At 31.5% G+C, this 14575-nt stretch carries 10 protein-coding genes; 9 read left to right on the top strand and 1 reads right to left on the bottom strand.

Annotated elements, in window-relative coordinates:
* Positions 1–43: 43 nt before the first annotated feature.
* The 8 genes from IRZ99_RS11165 to IRZ99_RS11130 all read left to right on the top strand — a co-directional run bounded on the left by IRZ99_RS11165 (position 44) and on the right by IRZ99_RS11130 (position 10997).
* Positions 44–1222, top strand: a complete 1179-nt coding sequence (locus IRZ99_RS11165) for an NAD(P)/FAD-dependent oxidoreductase (protein ID WP_194657334.1) — start codon at positions 44–46, stop codon at positions 1220–1222.
* 115 nt (positions 1223–1337) lie between these two features.
* Positions 1338–1757, top strand: coding sequence for a VOC family protein (locus tag IRZ99_RS11160; RefSeq protein ID WP_194657333.1), 420 nt, complete (start codon positions 1338–1340; stop codon positions 1755–1757).
* A gap of 267 nt (positions 1758–2024) precedes the next feature.
* Positions 2025–3416: a hypothetical protein gene (locus tag IRZ99_RS11155; RefSeq protein WP_194657332.1), complete on the top strand. Its 1392-nt coding sequence runs from the start codon at positions 2025–2027 to the stop codon at positions 3414–3416.
* Positions 3417–3646: 230 nt separating this feature from the next.
* Positions 3647–5017, top strand: coding sequence for a hypothetical protein (locus tag IRZ99_RS11150; protein WP_194657331.1), 1371 nt, complete (start codon positions 3647–3649; stop codon positions 5015–5017).
* A gap of 113 nt (positions 5018–5130) precedes the next feature.
* Positions 5131–6501, top strand: coding sequence for a hypothetical protein (locus IRZ99_RS11145; RefSeq protein ID WP_194657330.1), 1371 nt, complete (start codon positions 5131–5133; stop codon positions 6499–6501).
* A gap of 103 nt (positions 6502–6604) precedes the next feature.
* On the top strand, positions 6605–7741 hold the full coding sequence (locus tag IRZ99_RS11140) for an AraC family transcriptional regulator (protein WP_194657329.1): 1137 nt from the start codon (positions 6605–6607) through the stop codon (positions 7739–7741).
* Between the two features lie 154 nt (positions 7742–7895).
* Entirely contained in the window at positions 7896–8954 is a 1059-nt protein-coding gene (locus tag IRZ99_RS11135; RefSeq protein WP_194657328.1) for a serine hydrolase, read from the top strand.
* Positions 8955–9122: 168 nt separating this feature from the next.
* Positions 9123–10997: a GTP-binding protein gene (locus IRZ99_RS11130; protein ID WP_194657327.1), complete on the top strand. Its 1875-nt coding sequence runs from the start codon at positions 9123–9125 to the stop codon at positions 10995–10997.
* A gap of 125 nt (positions 10998–11122) precedes the next feature.
* Here the strand turns inward: IRZ99_RS11130 and lepB are convergent, their stop codons facing one another.
* Entirely contained in the window at positions 11123–12724 is a 1602-nt protein-coding gene (lepB, locus tag IRZ99_RS11125) for a signal peptidase I (RefSeq protein WP_194657326.1), read from the bottom strand.
* Between the two features lie 291 nt (positions 12725–13015).
* Here lepB and IRZ99_RS11120 point away from each other — a divergent pair, with 291 nt between their 5' ends.
* A complete protein-coding gene (locus IRZ99_RS11120) occupies positions 13016–14533 on the top strand; it encodes an amidohydrolase family protein (RefSeq protein WP_194657325.1) in 1518 nt (505 codons plus the stop codon).
* Positions 14534–14575: the final 42 nt, after the last annotated feature.

Genomic DNA, 14575 nt, shown 5'->3' with positions numbered 1-14575 from the left:
GCAGTTGTTCCTTTGCAGTGATAAAAATTCGATAAAGATGGAAATGAAAAATAAAATAAATCTATTACAAAATAAAAAGGTAGCAATCATTGGCGGCGGCCCTGGAGGTTTAACACTTGCGCGTCTTTTGCAGCGTAAAGGTATAAACGTAAAAGTATACGAAAGAGATGAAAATAGAAATGTAAGATTGCAAGGAGCAACGCTTGACCTTCATTTTGAGTCGGGATTGAAAGCACTTGAGAGCGCCGGTTTAATGGGTGCTTTTAAAGAAAATTACAGACCAGACAATGATCGATATAGAATTGTTGACAAAAATGGAGTCCTTTTCGTTGATGATCATGAAAAAGAATCAACAGGCGCTTTTGGTGATGAGGCATTCAGGCCTGAAATTGACCGCGGACCGCTAAGAGATATCCTGTTAGATTCGCTGCGACCGGACACCGTTGTTTGGGACAGTTATATTGTTTCCCTTGAATACAAAGGCGATCAGTGGGAAATTATTTTTAAAAATGGCCAAACCGCGACAGCAGATCTTGTGATTGGTGCCGATGGAGCAAATTCTAAAATTCGTCCGTTTGTAACTTCCACAAAACCTGTTTACTCAGGAGTAATTTATTTAGTAAGTAACATTTTAGAAGCTGAAAAGAATACTCCAAAGTTATATGAGTTCGTAAAAGGTGGAAAAATTCTGGCAATGGACGATTCGAAAACTTTGTTTTTAAGTGAAAAAGGCGATGGTAGTCTTGATGTTTATATTGGTTTTAAGGCGTCGGATAGTTGGGCTCTGGAAAGTGGTATTGATTTAAAAAACATAAAAGAGGTTTTGGAATGGTTTAAAAAAGAATTTAATGGTTGGGATAGTAGTTGGCTAGAACTTTTTGAAACGGAACAAATTGAGTTTTTACCAAGACCCTTATACGGAATGCCATTAGATCAAAAATGGGAAACGCAAAATAATATAACCTTACTTGGTGATGCTGCGCATTTATTACCGCCAAATGGTGAGGGAGTAAATTCGGCTATGCTTGATGCTTTAGCATTGAGTGAAAATTTGACAAATGGAACATTCAAAAATCTAAAATCGGCTATCGCTGAGTATGAAGAACAAATGTTTGCCAGATTTGCTGAAGAAGGAAAAGAAACAGCTGAAATGATGGATTTCATGTATTCGCCTGATGGATTAAAAATAATGATAGCAATGTTTAATGAGTTGCCAAACTAGATTTTGAATGGGATTGTTTTTCTGTTTTAATGATTTGTTAGAAAAGACTTTATGTGTTAGTAATATCAATTGTATTAGTTAAATTTGTAAAGCTACAACCCAAAATACAAATAGTATGGAAGACTCAAAAAAACAATCAGACAACTCAGGTTCTGATAAAACACCAAAAGTGACAGGAATTGGAGGGATTTTCTTTTTTTCAGATAATCCGAAAGACACAAAAGATTGGTACGCGAAAAATTTAGGACTTGATGTAAACGATTGGGGTTCGACTTTTGAATCCAGAAATATTAATAATCCCGATGATATTGAAGCGCTTCAATGGAGTACTTTCAAAAAAGGAGATGACTATTTTTCACCTTCCAAAAAAGAGTTTATGATTAACTATAGAGTTCAGAATCTTGAAGGACTTTTAGAAAAATTGAAGCAAAATGGTGTTACTATTTTAGATGAAGTTGCCGCTTATGACTACGGAAAATTTGTTCATATTATGGATGCCGACGGTAATAAGATTGAGCTGTGGGAACCGATGTAAAAGAATAATTTTAAAAAATAAAAAAACTCTATTCGCCACGGCAAATGGAGTTTTTTTATTTTTTAAAATAGATAGCCACATGATGTTATGATCTGTTTTTTGTATTAAATAACAGAAAAACATTTTCGATATTAATTTTAAATACAAAGATATTCGTAGTTAATTACTATTTTTCTTGAAAAATATTTATGAAAAAAGTTGTAATTATAATTAAAATCTCACAATTTTGTTATATTTGATGTGTTAACCTAAACCAAAATACCACTTATGTTTAAACTTCGCCACAACCTATTTTTTGTTGCATTTTTGTTATTAGCTCTTGTTAGCTGTGAAAATGATGAAACTACTGACTCTTCTGATAATCCGGATGCAAAGACAAAAGTTTTGTTTTCAGTAGATCTGGATCCTAATAAATATAATGGTTCTATACAGTCTTATTTAGCAGCTTATACTCCCGAAGGGAAGCTGCTTCAGTACGGCTGTTTGGTTGATTCTGTTAAATGGGATCTCAAGGCGAAATATGATGGCGATAAAATTGATATTGTATACATTTCGGTTGTAAATACACAAAACATATCCATCGATCATATCAGAAATGTGAATGTCGGTCAAAGTTTTACAGATTCCAATAGAATGCTTGACAACTATCAGGAGACAGGAACTAAAATCTTAAAGTTTAAAGTAGAAGATTTTGGAAACAGACCAACCAACACTAGTTCAGCAGATTATCAGTTAAGCAATCCATATCTTGGGCGCAGTGGATGGGCTCTCTGGAATCAATTTGCTTGGGATAAAATTGAAGGAGGTTATGGTTTTAAAGATGTTAATTTGTATTACAACAATGATCCAAAAGAAAAAATACATGGGGCGCAAATGGTTCTTTTTGAAAGGGGCACAAATATTCCATATGTAAAATACTTAGACTTAACAGCGCTTGCACTTAGTAACAGCGGAGACGATTTAATTACTTTAAATAAAAGTGATTTTAGCGCTGCAGAAAAAAAGACAATTCAGGTAAATGCTAAAAGTAATGATTATTGGAATATGTTTTTTTATACTCATAACTCTAAAGTAGATAGGAGAGAGCTAGTTACATTTTTTAATGATATTAATGAAGGGGATAAGATTTGGTACATAACCGGTACTGAAGAATTACCAATTAGTTATTGGGATTTTATTTATTCGGCTAAAGAAAAAAATACCAGCTACGCTATTAGAAGTAATAAAAAAGATATTCCTTCAACTATTGATATTAAAGAATTGACAGGTCAAAGCATAATAAAAACTGGTGATCAATATAAGCTAACCCATAGTGCTATATTTCCGGACAAAAAGTTAGTTAGAAGCAGTATCAATTTTAATACACATAGGCCTACGGCGGAGCCAGGAATTAGTTATAATATTTATTTTGAAGGTGCTGAAAGTGTAGGAACAGTTAATATTGCGCCATTTAAAATTCCGGAGGCAATACTAAAAAAATACGAAAAATTTGCGGGATATAATCCAGATTGGATAATAGGTGGATATTCTCAAATCTATACGAATGCGCCTAAAAATACAACGTTAGATTTCTTTAAACAGGATATTATACAGTGGATTGAAATGAATAAGCCTTCAGCAGAGGATTTCACTTATGAAAGTTTTTCGGTTAAACTTTAAATATAAAATATAAGTCGAAAAAAACTCCATTGTTTTGAAGTGCCCCCAAAATGTTAGACACAATTTGGGGGCATTTTTCAGCTTTATTTGAAGGGATTTCCTTTAAAATTCCCTTGAAAAACTTATTTGTTCTTGTAATAAAATTAGTTCTATATTAGCGATAAATATAAGTTGGAAACATCTTTAATTAAACTATTGGATCAACTGAAAAAGAAAAATAAATTGCCTTGATGAACACGATACTTTGGAATGAAGTTTTAAAATTTGAATTAAACAATCCTAATGATAAGTATGGATTTCTGACCAGACTAGCTCTTGAAAATAAGTGGACCATTCATTTTGCAGAAACTGCTATTCTCGAATATAAAAAATTCATGTATCTGGCGGCTATTTCAAATGATATGGTTTCGCCTTCAGAAATTGTTGATATTGTCTGGCATCAACACTTGATATTTACTTCTTCTTATACCGATTTATGTACCCTGTTGTCTAAAAGAATTGAACATATTCCGTCGACTCATAATCGATCTGATGCAGAGAAATTTCATAAAGCCAAAGAAAGAACTAAAGAATTATATGAACAAAACTTCGGGAAACAACCAGAAGTAATTTGGGAATATAGTAATGAACTCGATTCTCTAAATCTAGAAAAAAGCGCAATTGAAATTGATCGACTAAAAAGAATATTTATTGGCCTATTTGCGGTTCTTATTTTTCCAGTCTATTATTTAATAAGACCTGTTTTAATACAAATTGGAAACCCGGATTTTTTGATCTGCTATATTTTATTATTTGTGATCGTAATCGTGTTGATAATGCGCTTTGTAAAAAAAGCATTTGCATCCTTTTATCAGCATATACAATCAAATTTCATTTTAGTTAATCTTAGTCCTTTTGAGCTAGTATTTCTTCAGCATAATAAATTAGAATTTGTCATCCACGGCGTTGTAAATAATTTAATCAGCAATAAGAAAATTGAGGTTTTAGGTAACAACAGATTAAATCTGATCGACGAAAGTTTGACTGATGATAAATATGAAAATTGTGTTATTGAAATCATGAAAGAATACGAACCGATGCCGTATCCTCAATTGTTTAGAATAGTAGCGCGAAATCCGATTTATGAACAGCTTGAAAAAGCAGTTAGTCGAATAAGAAAAACCATTGTAGACTCACAGCAATTTATGCAGATTATAAAAATTGTGCTGCTAGTCTTTGGCCTGCTTTTAAGTATTGGTTTTAGCAGAATTATTTCTGGAATTTCAAGAGATAAACCTGTAGCATTTTTAGTATTTACTCTTTTTGCACTTTTAATAGTAACCAGGATTTATTTTAGAAAAATAGTGACTTATCTTTTTAGTACCACAATGCCATTAGTTTTTACAAATGAAAAAATGAATTCAGATACTGCAAAAGACTGGCATTGGAATTACTTTCTTTATGGTGAAGTATTATTAGTGAGTTCTTTTCTTCCTTTAACAGGGTATTTAAACCGGAATGGGGATTCGGGTAGCAGTAGTTGGTCCAGTTGTGGTAGTTCTTGCGGAAGCTCGTGTAGTAGTTCTTGCGGAAGTTCTTGCGGAGGCTGCGGCGGAGATTGATAGTCAAATGAAAACACATTATATTTTTGTTTATCTCACTAATTTCCAAAGCAGATGAACTTAAATTGTAGAAGAATGTATTGCAGTAAAATTAAAATCAATATTATGAAATTATGAATATAAAAGTGCTTGCTTGCTTAATACTTTGGACAACTTTCAGTTTTGGACAAAAAACAACTTTCAAAATTCGCTATTCTGAACAATTGGCTGTTTTAATTTTTTTGCAAAATCTTTCTGAAAATTATCCTGAGAATGTTTTCAAAACTGAATTTCAAAAATCAAAATACAATACTGATTACTATAAAACTATAATTTCAAAATTTGATAAATTAACTCTTGACTATAGTTATCGCTTTGACGAATTTCCGTACGGCTCAAAAAAGGGTATGCAAACGGAGGATATTTTGAAAAAAAATCTGATTGAAACAGAAAATATCAAGGAATTTAAACTTCGTTCGAATGGAATTATTCCGAACAAAATTTTAAGTGATTTAGCACAATGTATTTCTGAGTGTACATCTATTTACAACGAACTAATTTATAATCCGAACAAGGAAAAGTTTGAAAAACAACTTGAAGAAATCATAAAATATTCTAATGAACATCAGATAGAGAACTATTTTGAAACGGGACTATTGTTTTATAATTCAAGTTGGGATAATTCAATTCCTTTTAATATTGCTTTTTACCCGTTGCCTAATTCTAAAGGGTTTACGGCTCAGGCGTTTTGCAATAATTTTATAAGTGCGATACAAACCGATTTAAAATCGTATAAAGTTTTGTTTAGTGTTATGCTGCATGAAACTTTTCACATAATTTATGATGAGGAATCGCTTGAAGTAAAAACAGAAATCGATACCTATTTCAAAGAAAATAAATCAAAATGTAGTAATTACGCCTATCAAATTATGAATGAAGCCTTGGCAACTGCACTTGGCAATGGTTATGTTTATGAGCAATTAGACGGAAAAATTGACACACAGGATTGGTATAACAAAAAATATATTAATCTGATCGCAAAGCAAATTTACCCTTTAGTTAAGGAGTATATTGATCAGAAGAAAGCAATTGATAAAAATTTTATTGATAATTACATTAAGATTTATGAAACGAATTTTCCGAATTGGATCAATGAACTTGATAATATAATGACGTATCGATATGTGATCTCTGAAAATGAAAAAGATTTTACCGCAATAAATCAAATGTTTCGTTATCGTTCCAGAACAGAATATGAGGACCAAATCACGGAAAGCAGTATTGAAAAAATGCAGAAGACACCATTGACTAAAGTGATTATCATTTCAAAAAACAATCCTGAAAAACTAAAACTGGTAAAAAGCAAATTTGCGGAATTAAAAAATTGGCACTTTAAAGCGGACAAAGAGTTTACAGAGAAAATATTTTTAGAAGATAAAAGTCAATTGATAATTGTGAACCAAAAGAACTCGACACTTGAAGCATTATTCAAGCTGATAAAGTAGAGAGGGCTTAGCAACTGAAATCGTAATTTATTTGTAGTAAAAATATTTCCTATATTCGCCGGAAGACTTTCCTGAAAACAACACTGAAAAAATAAAATGCTTAATGGATAAAATTAATTTATTGGTTACAATCTCTATAATAATAATTTTCATCGCATTATTTTTATCCTTGTTTTTACTCACCGTCAAAACAGCACATAAATTAAGTAATCGTCTTTTTGCTTTTTTTCTGCTTTTAACTGCAATTGATATTAGTGCAAATCTTGGTGATTTATTGGCGATTTCATTAAATATGAGAATCTTTATAAGTTCCTTTTTTTTCTTGCAACTTCCCACTTTTTATTTATATGTCTTATCTGTCTGCTATTCTGATTTTAAATTAAAACCAAAGCATTTAATTCATGGCGTTACTTTTTTAATAGCAAATTTAATCCTGATGCCCCGCTTTTACGCAGTCGACCAGGAATATAAAATCAGTTTTCTTTCAAAAATAGGCAGTAGGCCAGAGGTGCAGTTCAATCATGTTTTGATGCATATTCAAATGTTATTTTATATTGTTGCCGCTTTTATGATCTTGAGAAAAGCGAGAAAAATATATCTTGAAAATTATGCAGGCGCAAGCATTGAATCTCTTAATTGGTTGTTTCAGTTTACCGTGGCTCTTTCCGCTTTTTATTTTATTGCACTAGTAAAAAACATCTTTAAATTTACCGAATATCCTAACATTTCAGCAGGATTAAAAATTGGATTGGTCTTATTTGAACTGTTCATTATTTTTTGGTATTTGTATAAAGCGCTAAATAATCCAGGTCTTTTTAGAACTATTGATTCAAAATTAAAGCTTGTACAAGATATAATTTCCGAAGAAAAAAATAGTGTGCAATTCGCTAATGAAAAAGAGCATCATAATGAAGAGTTGTTGAAATTGCAGCACTATATGATGGAAGAAAAACCATTTCTTAGTTCTTCTTTAACCATTCAGGATATTTCTGCCGCTATTGAAATTCCTGTTCGCGACTTGTCTCTTTTAATTAATCATACCTTAGAACAGCATTTTTATGATTTTGTTAATACGTATCGTGTAGAGTGTGCAATGGATATTTTAAAAGATGATTCGAAAAGTAAGCTGACTATTTTAGAAATTTTATATGATGTAGGTTTTAATTCAAAATCTTCTTTTAATACTGCTTTCAAAAAACATACTGGCTATACGCCAACAGCTTATCGCAAAAACCTGTAAGACAATATTTTGTGATTACTCGTACTTGTGTTTTAAACTACTCGTACTTATTTATAAAAACAAATGCGTTCGAGTATTTTTATTCGGTCGCGTACCGATAATTTCTCCCACATCTTTGTATCGAAATAAATCATTAACCTAAATCACGATACAAATGAAAACTCCATTAAAATTTTTAGCAGCCTTATTAGTAACAAGTACAGTTTCTTTTGGGCAAGACTTTACCAGAAAGATTGATTCCATAATAAAAGATAGTTATCAAAAAAATCCTGATGTAGGGATTAGTGTCGGTTTTATCCAAAATGATAAAGAGTACTTTACAGCATATGGCAATTTGAGTAAAGAAAGTCAAATTAAAATTGATAAAAATTCTCTATTCGAAATTGCATCCATCACTAAAATTATAACTTCAAATTTAATGGCACAAGCAGTTTTGGATAAGAAAATAAAAACAGATGATTATATAGACGGCTTCCTTCCAAAAGAATATGTATTGCAGGAAAAACTTAAAAATAGAATAAAAATTTCAGACCTGGCATCACACCAATCTGGTTTGCCTGACATCGATTTTGGAAAATTAATTGAACTAAATTCGCAACAACCCATAAGTAATGTAACTCGAAAAACATTGACCGATCTGGTTAATAGTTGCAGTGAATTAAAGGATTACGGTAAATATCGTTATTCTACGATTGGCTATACTTTATTAGGACAAATAATAGAAAAATTATACGGCAAAAGTTATGACGAGATTATAAGAAGTAAGATCGTAAAACCTTTAAAGATGACAAACACATTAACTACGGACTTTAATGTAAAAAACAGAACAGTAGGGCATAATCCAGAAGGTGGTGTTCAGGAATTCATGAATTGGAATGTTACAGCTCCGGCTGGTTTGGTAAAATCTAATGCTGCTGATATGGTTACCTATTTAAAAGCGGTTTTAAATAAAGAAACAGAAATAGGTAAAGCCGCCATAGTAACTGAAAAGATCTTCTATAAAGATGATAAAAGAGAAATGGGATTAGGTTTAAATATTTCAACAGATGAAAAAAATACTATTTATTTAAAATCTGGCGATTCTATGGGAGAATCTTCTATTCTATGTTACGACAGGACTAAAAAATGGGGTATTATAATTTTGTTAAACCAGCGAAATTCAAAAATGAGACAAAATTTGTTGAATGAGATTTATGATACGGTTTTGAAATAAACAAAACGGGATAGTAAACTCCATTAGAAATAATGGAGTTTTTTAGTTTTAATAATTGGTTTGAAGGGGTTTAGCTAAAAAGTTAAAATATATATTAACGTACAAAATCCTATAAATTATTTTTTGCTTAAGTTTATCGCAAATAAACTCAAAAACTATTTAAAACTTATGAAAGATTTAAGGTCTACAATCAATATGTCTAAAATATACCAATTGGCTTTGATTTTTTTATTGTGTTTTGCTTCTTGTCAAAAAGATGATGATATTCAGGATATAAAATATGTTACCGATGCAGGAACTGATGCTTTAAATATAGAAGAATTTAAAGTTCAGCTGAATGCTAGTGAATTAAAGTCTGATGAAAAAGGGATCTGGATTATAGAATCAGGATTGATAGATGAACAAGTTTTTATCGAAAACAAAGACAATCCTAAAGCCGTTTTTCATGGTTTACCGGGAGAAAAGTATAAATTGATTTGGAAAGTGACAAATTCAAAGAGTACAGCATTAGATACAATTGCCGTCAGTTTTAATACATTAAAAATTGAAATTGAAAATTTAAGTCCGTCATTTTATAAAACCAGATTACATCTTCAGGTTAAAAATCAAATTAAGGGAAAGTGGACAGTAGAAGGGAAGTATGTAAATATTTGGAATCAAAATTTTGGTGGAACTTCAATTCCAGATGAAGAATCTCCAAATATTAAATTTTTTGGACTAGAAAACACTCCCTATAAATTAACCTGGACTACAAAATACGGAAGCAAATCTTTCAGCAAAACATTCGAATTCAATTCAGGAGTTTTTCAACAAGAAGAAGCACTTGAAGATTTAGCACTTTTAGGTGATTGGAGCAGAGTTAAAAAGGATAACGAGAACAATGTAATATCAATTCATCTTGGAGGCGACGGATATGCATGGCGTTTTGGTGCTATGGACAAGTACCCAGCTTTACAATCGCTTACACATTTAAAAAAATTGACATTGTATGGAGATGGCTTTTATACTTTTCCGGAAGTTATTGCCAATAAGTATTTAGATTTAGAAGTGCTCGATTTTTCTGGTAATGCTATTAGTAAACTTCCAGAAAATATCGGAAATCTAAAAAAATTAGATTCTCTTACGATTTACAACAATCAGGATAATAAATTGTTACCTGAATTACCAGCAAGTTTTGGTAATTTAACCAACTTGTCATACCTAAAACTTTCAGGAATGGGACTAACTACCTTACCGGAAAGTTTTAGTAATTTGAGAAAATTACAGTTTTTGGATTTAGAAGGTAATTTCCTGGACAAATTGCCTACTAATTTTGGGAATTTAGTAATGCTAAATACTTTTAGAGGACCGAATATAGTTCAAAATGTTCCTGCTTCATTTTCTAAGTTAATAAGTCTAAAGTTTTGCTTTTTCTTTAGCAGTAATGCTAATCCAAGCTTGCCAGGTGATTTTGGTAAATTGGTAAATTTAGAAACTTTGACTTTGTATGGTAAGTATAAAACATTGCCCAAAAGCTTTACAAGTTTAAAGAATCTTAAGCAATTTCAAATTTCCGGCGGAAGCCTTTTGACAAGTTTACCTGATGATTTTGGTGCACTGACCAGTTTAGAAACGCTGATCATTAATGGAGTACCATCGAATCTTCCAGCTTCTTTTAGTAATTTAAAAAATTTAAAAAATCTACAATTAACCGGCTCACTTCAGAATCTGCCAGTAAAAATTGGGGATTTAAAAAAACTGGAATATCTGGCTGTTGATGGAATGCAGATAAAAGAAATTCCGGAGAGTTTTGGAGGATTAACAAGTTTGAAATTTTTTAATGCGGCATCGAATCAAATAACTGTTATTCCTGCGAGTTTTGGAAATTTAACTTCGATACTTACAATCGATTTGAGTTATAATAAAATTGCAGAGTTCCCAAATTCCTTGAGTAATTTATCTAATACGCTTTATGATTTTACAATTCGTGGCAATAATTTTAGGGAAGATGAATTAAAAAAACTTCAAAAACTTCTGCCTAAAACCAGAATTACACCTTATTAATTTTAAATGTTCAAAGAAATTAACATAAAAAAACTCCTTAAGCAAGGAGTTTTTTTATGTTTAAGAATTTTCTGCAAATCACTTTTTTTCAGAAATAAAGGAATATGGCATAGAATTGTTTTTAGTTATGCTTTGCGAGTGATTATTCTCTTACCAACTATGTAGCAAACCAGTAATATTATAAAATGAATCAAATAAGACTTAGGTTCGCTATTTCCGTTTACGACAGAGAAAATACGATTCCATCTTACTTTTTTAATCCCCTTAGCATCCTTGTCCCAACTAAACCATATAAATACAGGTTTGCCTATTACGTGATCAAAAGGAACATATCCCCAAAAACGGGCGTCTAAAGAGTTTTGACGATTGTCTCCCATCATCCAATAATAATCCTGTTTAAAGGTATAGCTAGTGCTTACTTTTCCATTAATTATAATCTGTTGGTTCTTTACTTCTAAAGAGTTCTTTTCGTATTCTTGTATAATTCGTTTATAAAAAGGAAGTGTTTTTATATCTAATTTAATAGTAGCTCCTTTTTTAGGAATATATATTGGACCAAAATTGTCAACATTCCATCCTAAAGAAGCAATATGCGGAAAAACGCCTTCATCTTTTCCCTTAGGAGATAAATATTTTTTAACGCTTTTTACTATCGGGTTTCTGGCTATAGCAGCTGCTTCTTTGTCCGTCAAGGTCAAAAAATATTCTCCATTGCTTGTTAAGGCAAAATCTCCACTTGGATATTTCATGCCTTCTTTGGCACCATAAAAATTCACTAGTATTTCTTGATTTATAGCTTGCCCTTTTGTGTTTACAAAAAAGTTAAATTGAGGTTTTGCACTTTCAGGCATTTTGCTTAATTCCCCGTTAATATAGATATCTCCATCCCTAATTTCAAAAGAATCTCCCGGTATACCTACACATCTCTTTACCAGATTTGTTTTTTTATCAATTGGTTTGTAATAGTTTCTGTCCGGATGAAAATTATCCATATTGCGCAGCGTGTCTGCGGGTTGATTAAATACGACAATTTCGTTACGTTCAATTTTTTCTATAGAAGGAAATCTAAAATAGGGTAGTTGCAACTTGTTTAATAGTGATGTTTCTTTTTTTGTAACATCATCATTAAATAAATATGATTTTGTTCCTAATAAAGGAATAGAATCATGAACCATAGGCAAAGCAACTGTAGTCATAGGAGTTCTTGCCCCAAAGTTAATTTTGCTCACAAATAAAAAATCTCCCGTTAATAAGGTTTTTTCTAAAGATGAAGACGGAATCGTAAAAGGCTGTATGATATAAGTATGAACTAAAGTGGCGACAATAACAGCAAATAGGAGAGAGCTTATAGTGTCACTTGCTTTTGTGGGAGAAGTCAGATCTCTGTTCTCAATATAGGTTAGTTTTTCACCGCTATAATTTAAATAAGTAATGTAAAAGCCGAATGTTAGTAAAACCATTACAGTGTCAAATCGGGAGTTTTTTCCAAAACTTCTGATCGTTTCTACCCAAATTACAGGAATCATTATCAGATTAATTATGGGAATAAAAAGTAAAATAACCCACCAACGAGGGCGATTTATAATTTTCATCAAAATCAATAAATTATAAATCGGTATAAATGATTCTATCGGTTTTCTTCCCGCTTTTAAATAAAGTTTCCAGGTAGATAAACCATGAATAATGAGCATGATTAAAATAAAAACGAGCCATTCTGATAAATTCATATTTTGGGTTTTAGTAATTACTTTTTTAAAATTTGAATGCTATTAAGAAACTGTATGCAAATTTATATTCTCTTTTATATGTAGCTTTTTTATTTATATGTTACAGAATCGTTTTGAGAAGAATCTTTTTTATATAAATGAATCGTTTCTTTTACAAATTATAAAAAAGCATTCTCCATCCTTATAATTTTCATACCTAAAACTACACCTTTCATACCTAAACCCTCTTAAAGTAGTGCCTCAGCGGCTTTTTGAATTTATTTTTGTCCTTAAATCTAAATTAAAAAATTCATGAAAAAACTGTGGTTTAAGAGATTGCTCTATGCTTTTGTGGTAGTGTTGCTTATTGTTATTGGTGTCTTTATTTGGGCAGATAACGAATTAAATAGTGTCTTGGGGAAATCTACTACGGTTGTAGATGTCTCGTCAATGATAAAAGCCTCCAAAACAATTCAAATAAAAAATGTCAACATCCTTTCTGAAGACTGTAGCAGTTTTATAAAAAATCAAGATGTAACGCTTAAAGATGGTGTGATAATTCAAATTGGCAAGATTCAGCTTCAGAACAGCAACACTGAAATTATTAACGGAACAAATAAATTTCTTATTCCGGGTCTTGTTGACAGTCATGTTCATTTAAAAGAAAGTAAAAATGATTTGCTTTTATATTTAGTAAATGGCGTTACGTATGTTAGAGAAATGGCCGGAAGTCCTTTGATTTTAGAATGGAGAAAAGCAATACAAAAAAAGGGTATTGGACCACGAATGTTTATCACATCTCCGCCAATATTTAGCGAAAGCGGACTGGCGGGTTACTATTACAGCTGGACAATGCATTCAATTAATTACTCAAATAAAGATGATGCTGAAAAAGCAATAAAAGAAATAAGCGAACAGGGCTATGATGCTATTAAAATGTATGGCTTTGTAAACCGCGAAATGTTTAAAACGACAATTCAAACCGCGAAAAAATATCATATTCCGGTTATCGGGCACATACCATTAGTCAATTTAGAAACTTTTTACAACTCCGGACAAGTTGAGGTGGCGCATATTGAAGAATTAACGATAAAAACGATTGATGATTTTGGAAAATCGATAGCTAAAAATCCAGAAGAATATCTCCAGTTTTTAAAAGTACACTGTGTCGATATTGCAAAAAAAATGAAAGAGAATAACATTAGTGTTACTTCAACAGTTTGGTTGTGCGAAAGTTTTGCGGATCAACGATTTGACTTAAAATCTAAATTGGCAGCAATAGAATTAAAATATGTCAACCCTAAAATAATTGAAGGAACTCCGCTTTATAAATTAGGTTGGCTTCCCGGTAAAAGCGGTTATGAATATGATGGAGAAGATAACTCGGAAGCAAGAAAATTATCTTTAACTTTTTGGAAGACTTATGCCGAAGGAATTCATATTATGACAAAAGCATTAGTTGATAATAAAGTGCCAATTATGGCCGGAACAGATGCGAATGTAGCGACCGTTGTTCCCGGATTTTCACTTCATGCTGAACTAGAATCTTTATCTAAATCCGGAATGACAAATTCACAAGCACTTTATGCAGCAACTGTTGCACCGGGTACTTGGATGAAAAAGAAAACCGGAAAAATAAAAATAGGATACCATTCTGATTTAGTTCTTTTGGCAAAAAATCCGTTAGAAGATATTAAAAACACAAAGGCTATCGAATATGTATTTTTTGATAAATACAGGATGGATAAAATTCAAATTAAAACTATTTTAAAGGCTATTCAAAATGCCAACAACCAAAACAGAAGCATAAAGATAGACGAGTATTTATAACTGAAAAAAAGAAGCCGTTTCAGTACTGAAACGGCTTCTTTT

This window comes from Flavobacterium sp. LC2016-12 (assembly GCF_015351595.1).
In the GTDB taxonomy this organism is placed as follows: Bacteria; Bacteroidota; Bacteroidia; order Flavobacteriales; family Flavobacteriaceae; genus Flavobacterium.
This window is presented reverse-complemented; position numbering and strand designations above follow the sequence as displayed.

Bases quoted from the DNA above. Each gene is read 5' to 3' on its own strand.
- IRZ99_RS11165 (WP_194657334.1), top strand. From the start codon at position 44: ATGAAAAATAAAATAAATCTATTACAAAATAAAAAGGTAGCAATCATT.
- IRZ99_RS11135 (WP_194657328.1), top strand. From the start codon at position 7,896: ATGAAAACTCCATTAAAATTTTTAGCAGCCTTATTAGTAACAAGTACA.
- IRZ99_RS11145 (WP_194657330.1), top strand. From the start codon at position 5,131: ATGAATATAAAAGTGCTTGCTTGCTTAATACTTTGGACAACTTTCAGT.
- IRZ99_RS11155 (WP_194657332.1), top strand. From the start codon at position 2,025: ATGTTTAAACTTCGCCACAACCTATTTTTTGTTGCATTTTTGTTATTA.
- IRZ99_RS11130 (WP_194657327.1), top strand. From the start codon at position 9,123: ATGAAAGATTTAAGGTCTACAATCAATATGTCTAAAATATACCAATTG.
- lepB (WP_194657326.1), bottom strand. From the start codon at position 12,724: ATGAATTTATCAGAATGGCTCGTTTTTATTTTAATCATGCTCATTATT.
- IRZ99_RS11120 (WP_194657325.1), top strand. From the start codon at position 13,016: ATGAAAAAACTGTGGTTTAAGAGATTGCTCTATGCTTTTGTGGTAGTG.
- IRZ99_RS11140 (WP_194657329.1), top strand. From the start codon at position 6,605: ATGGATAAAATTAATTTATTGGTTACAATCTCTATAATAATAATTTTC.
- IRZ99_RS11160 (WP_194657333.1), top strand. From the start codon at position 1,338: ATGGAAGACTCAAAAAAACAATCAGACAACTCAGGTTCTGATAAAACA.
- IRZ99_RS11150 (WP_194657331.1), top strand. From the start codon at position 3,647: ATGAACACGATACTTTGGAATGAAGTTTTAAAATTTGAATTAAACAAT.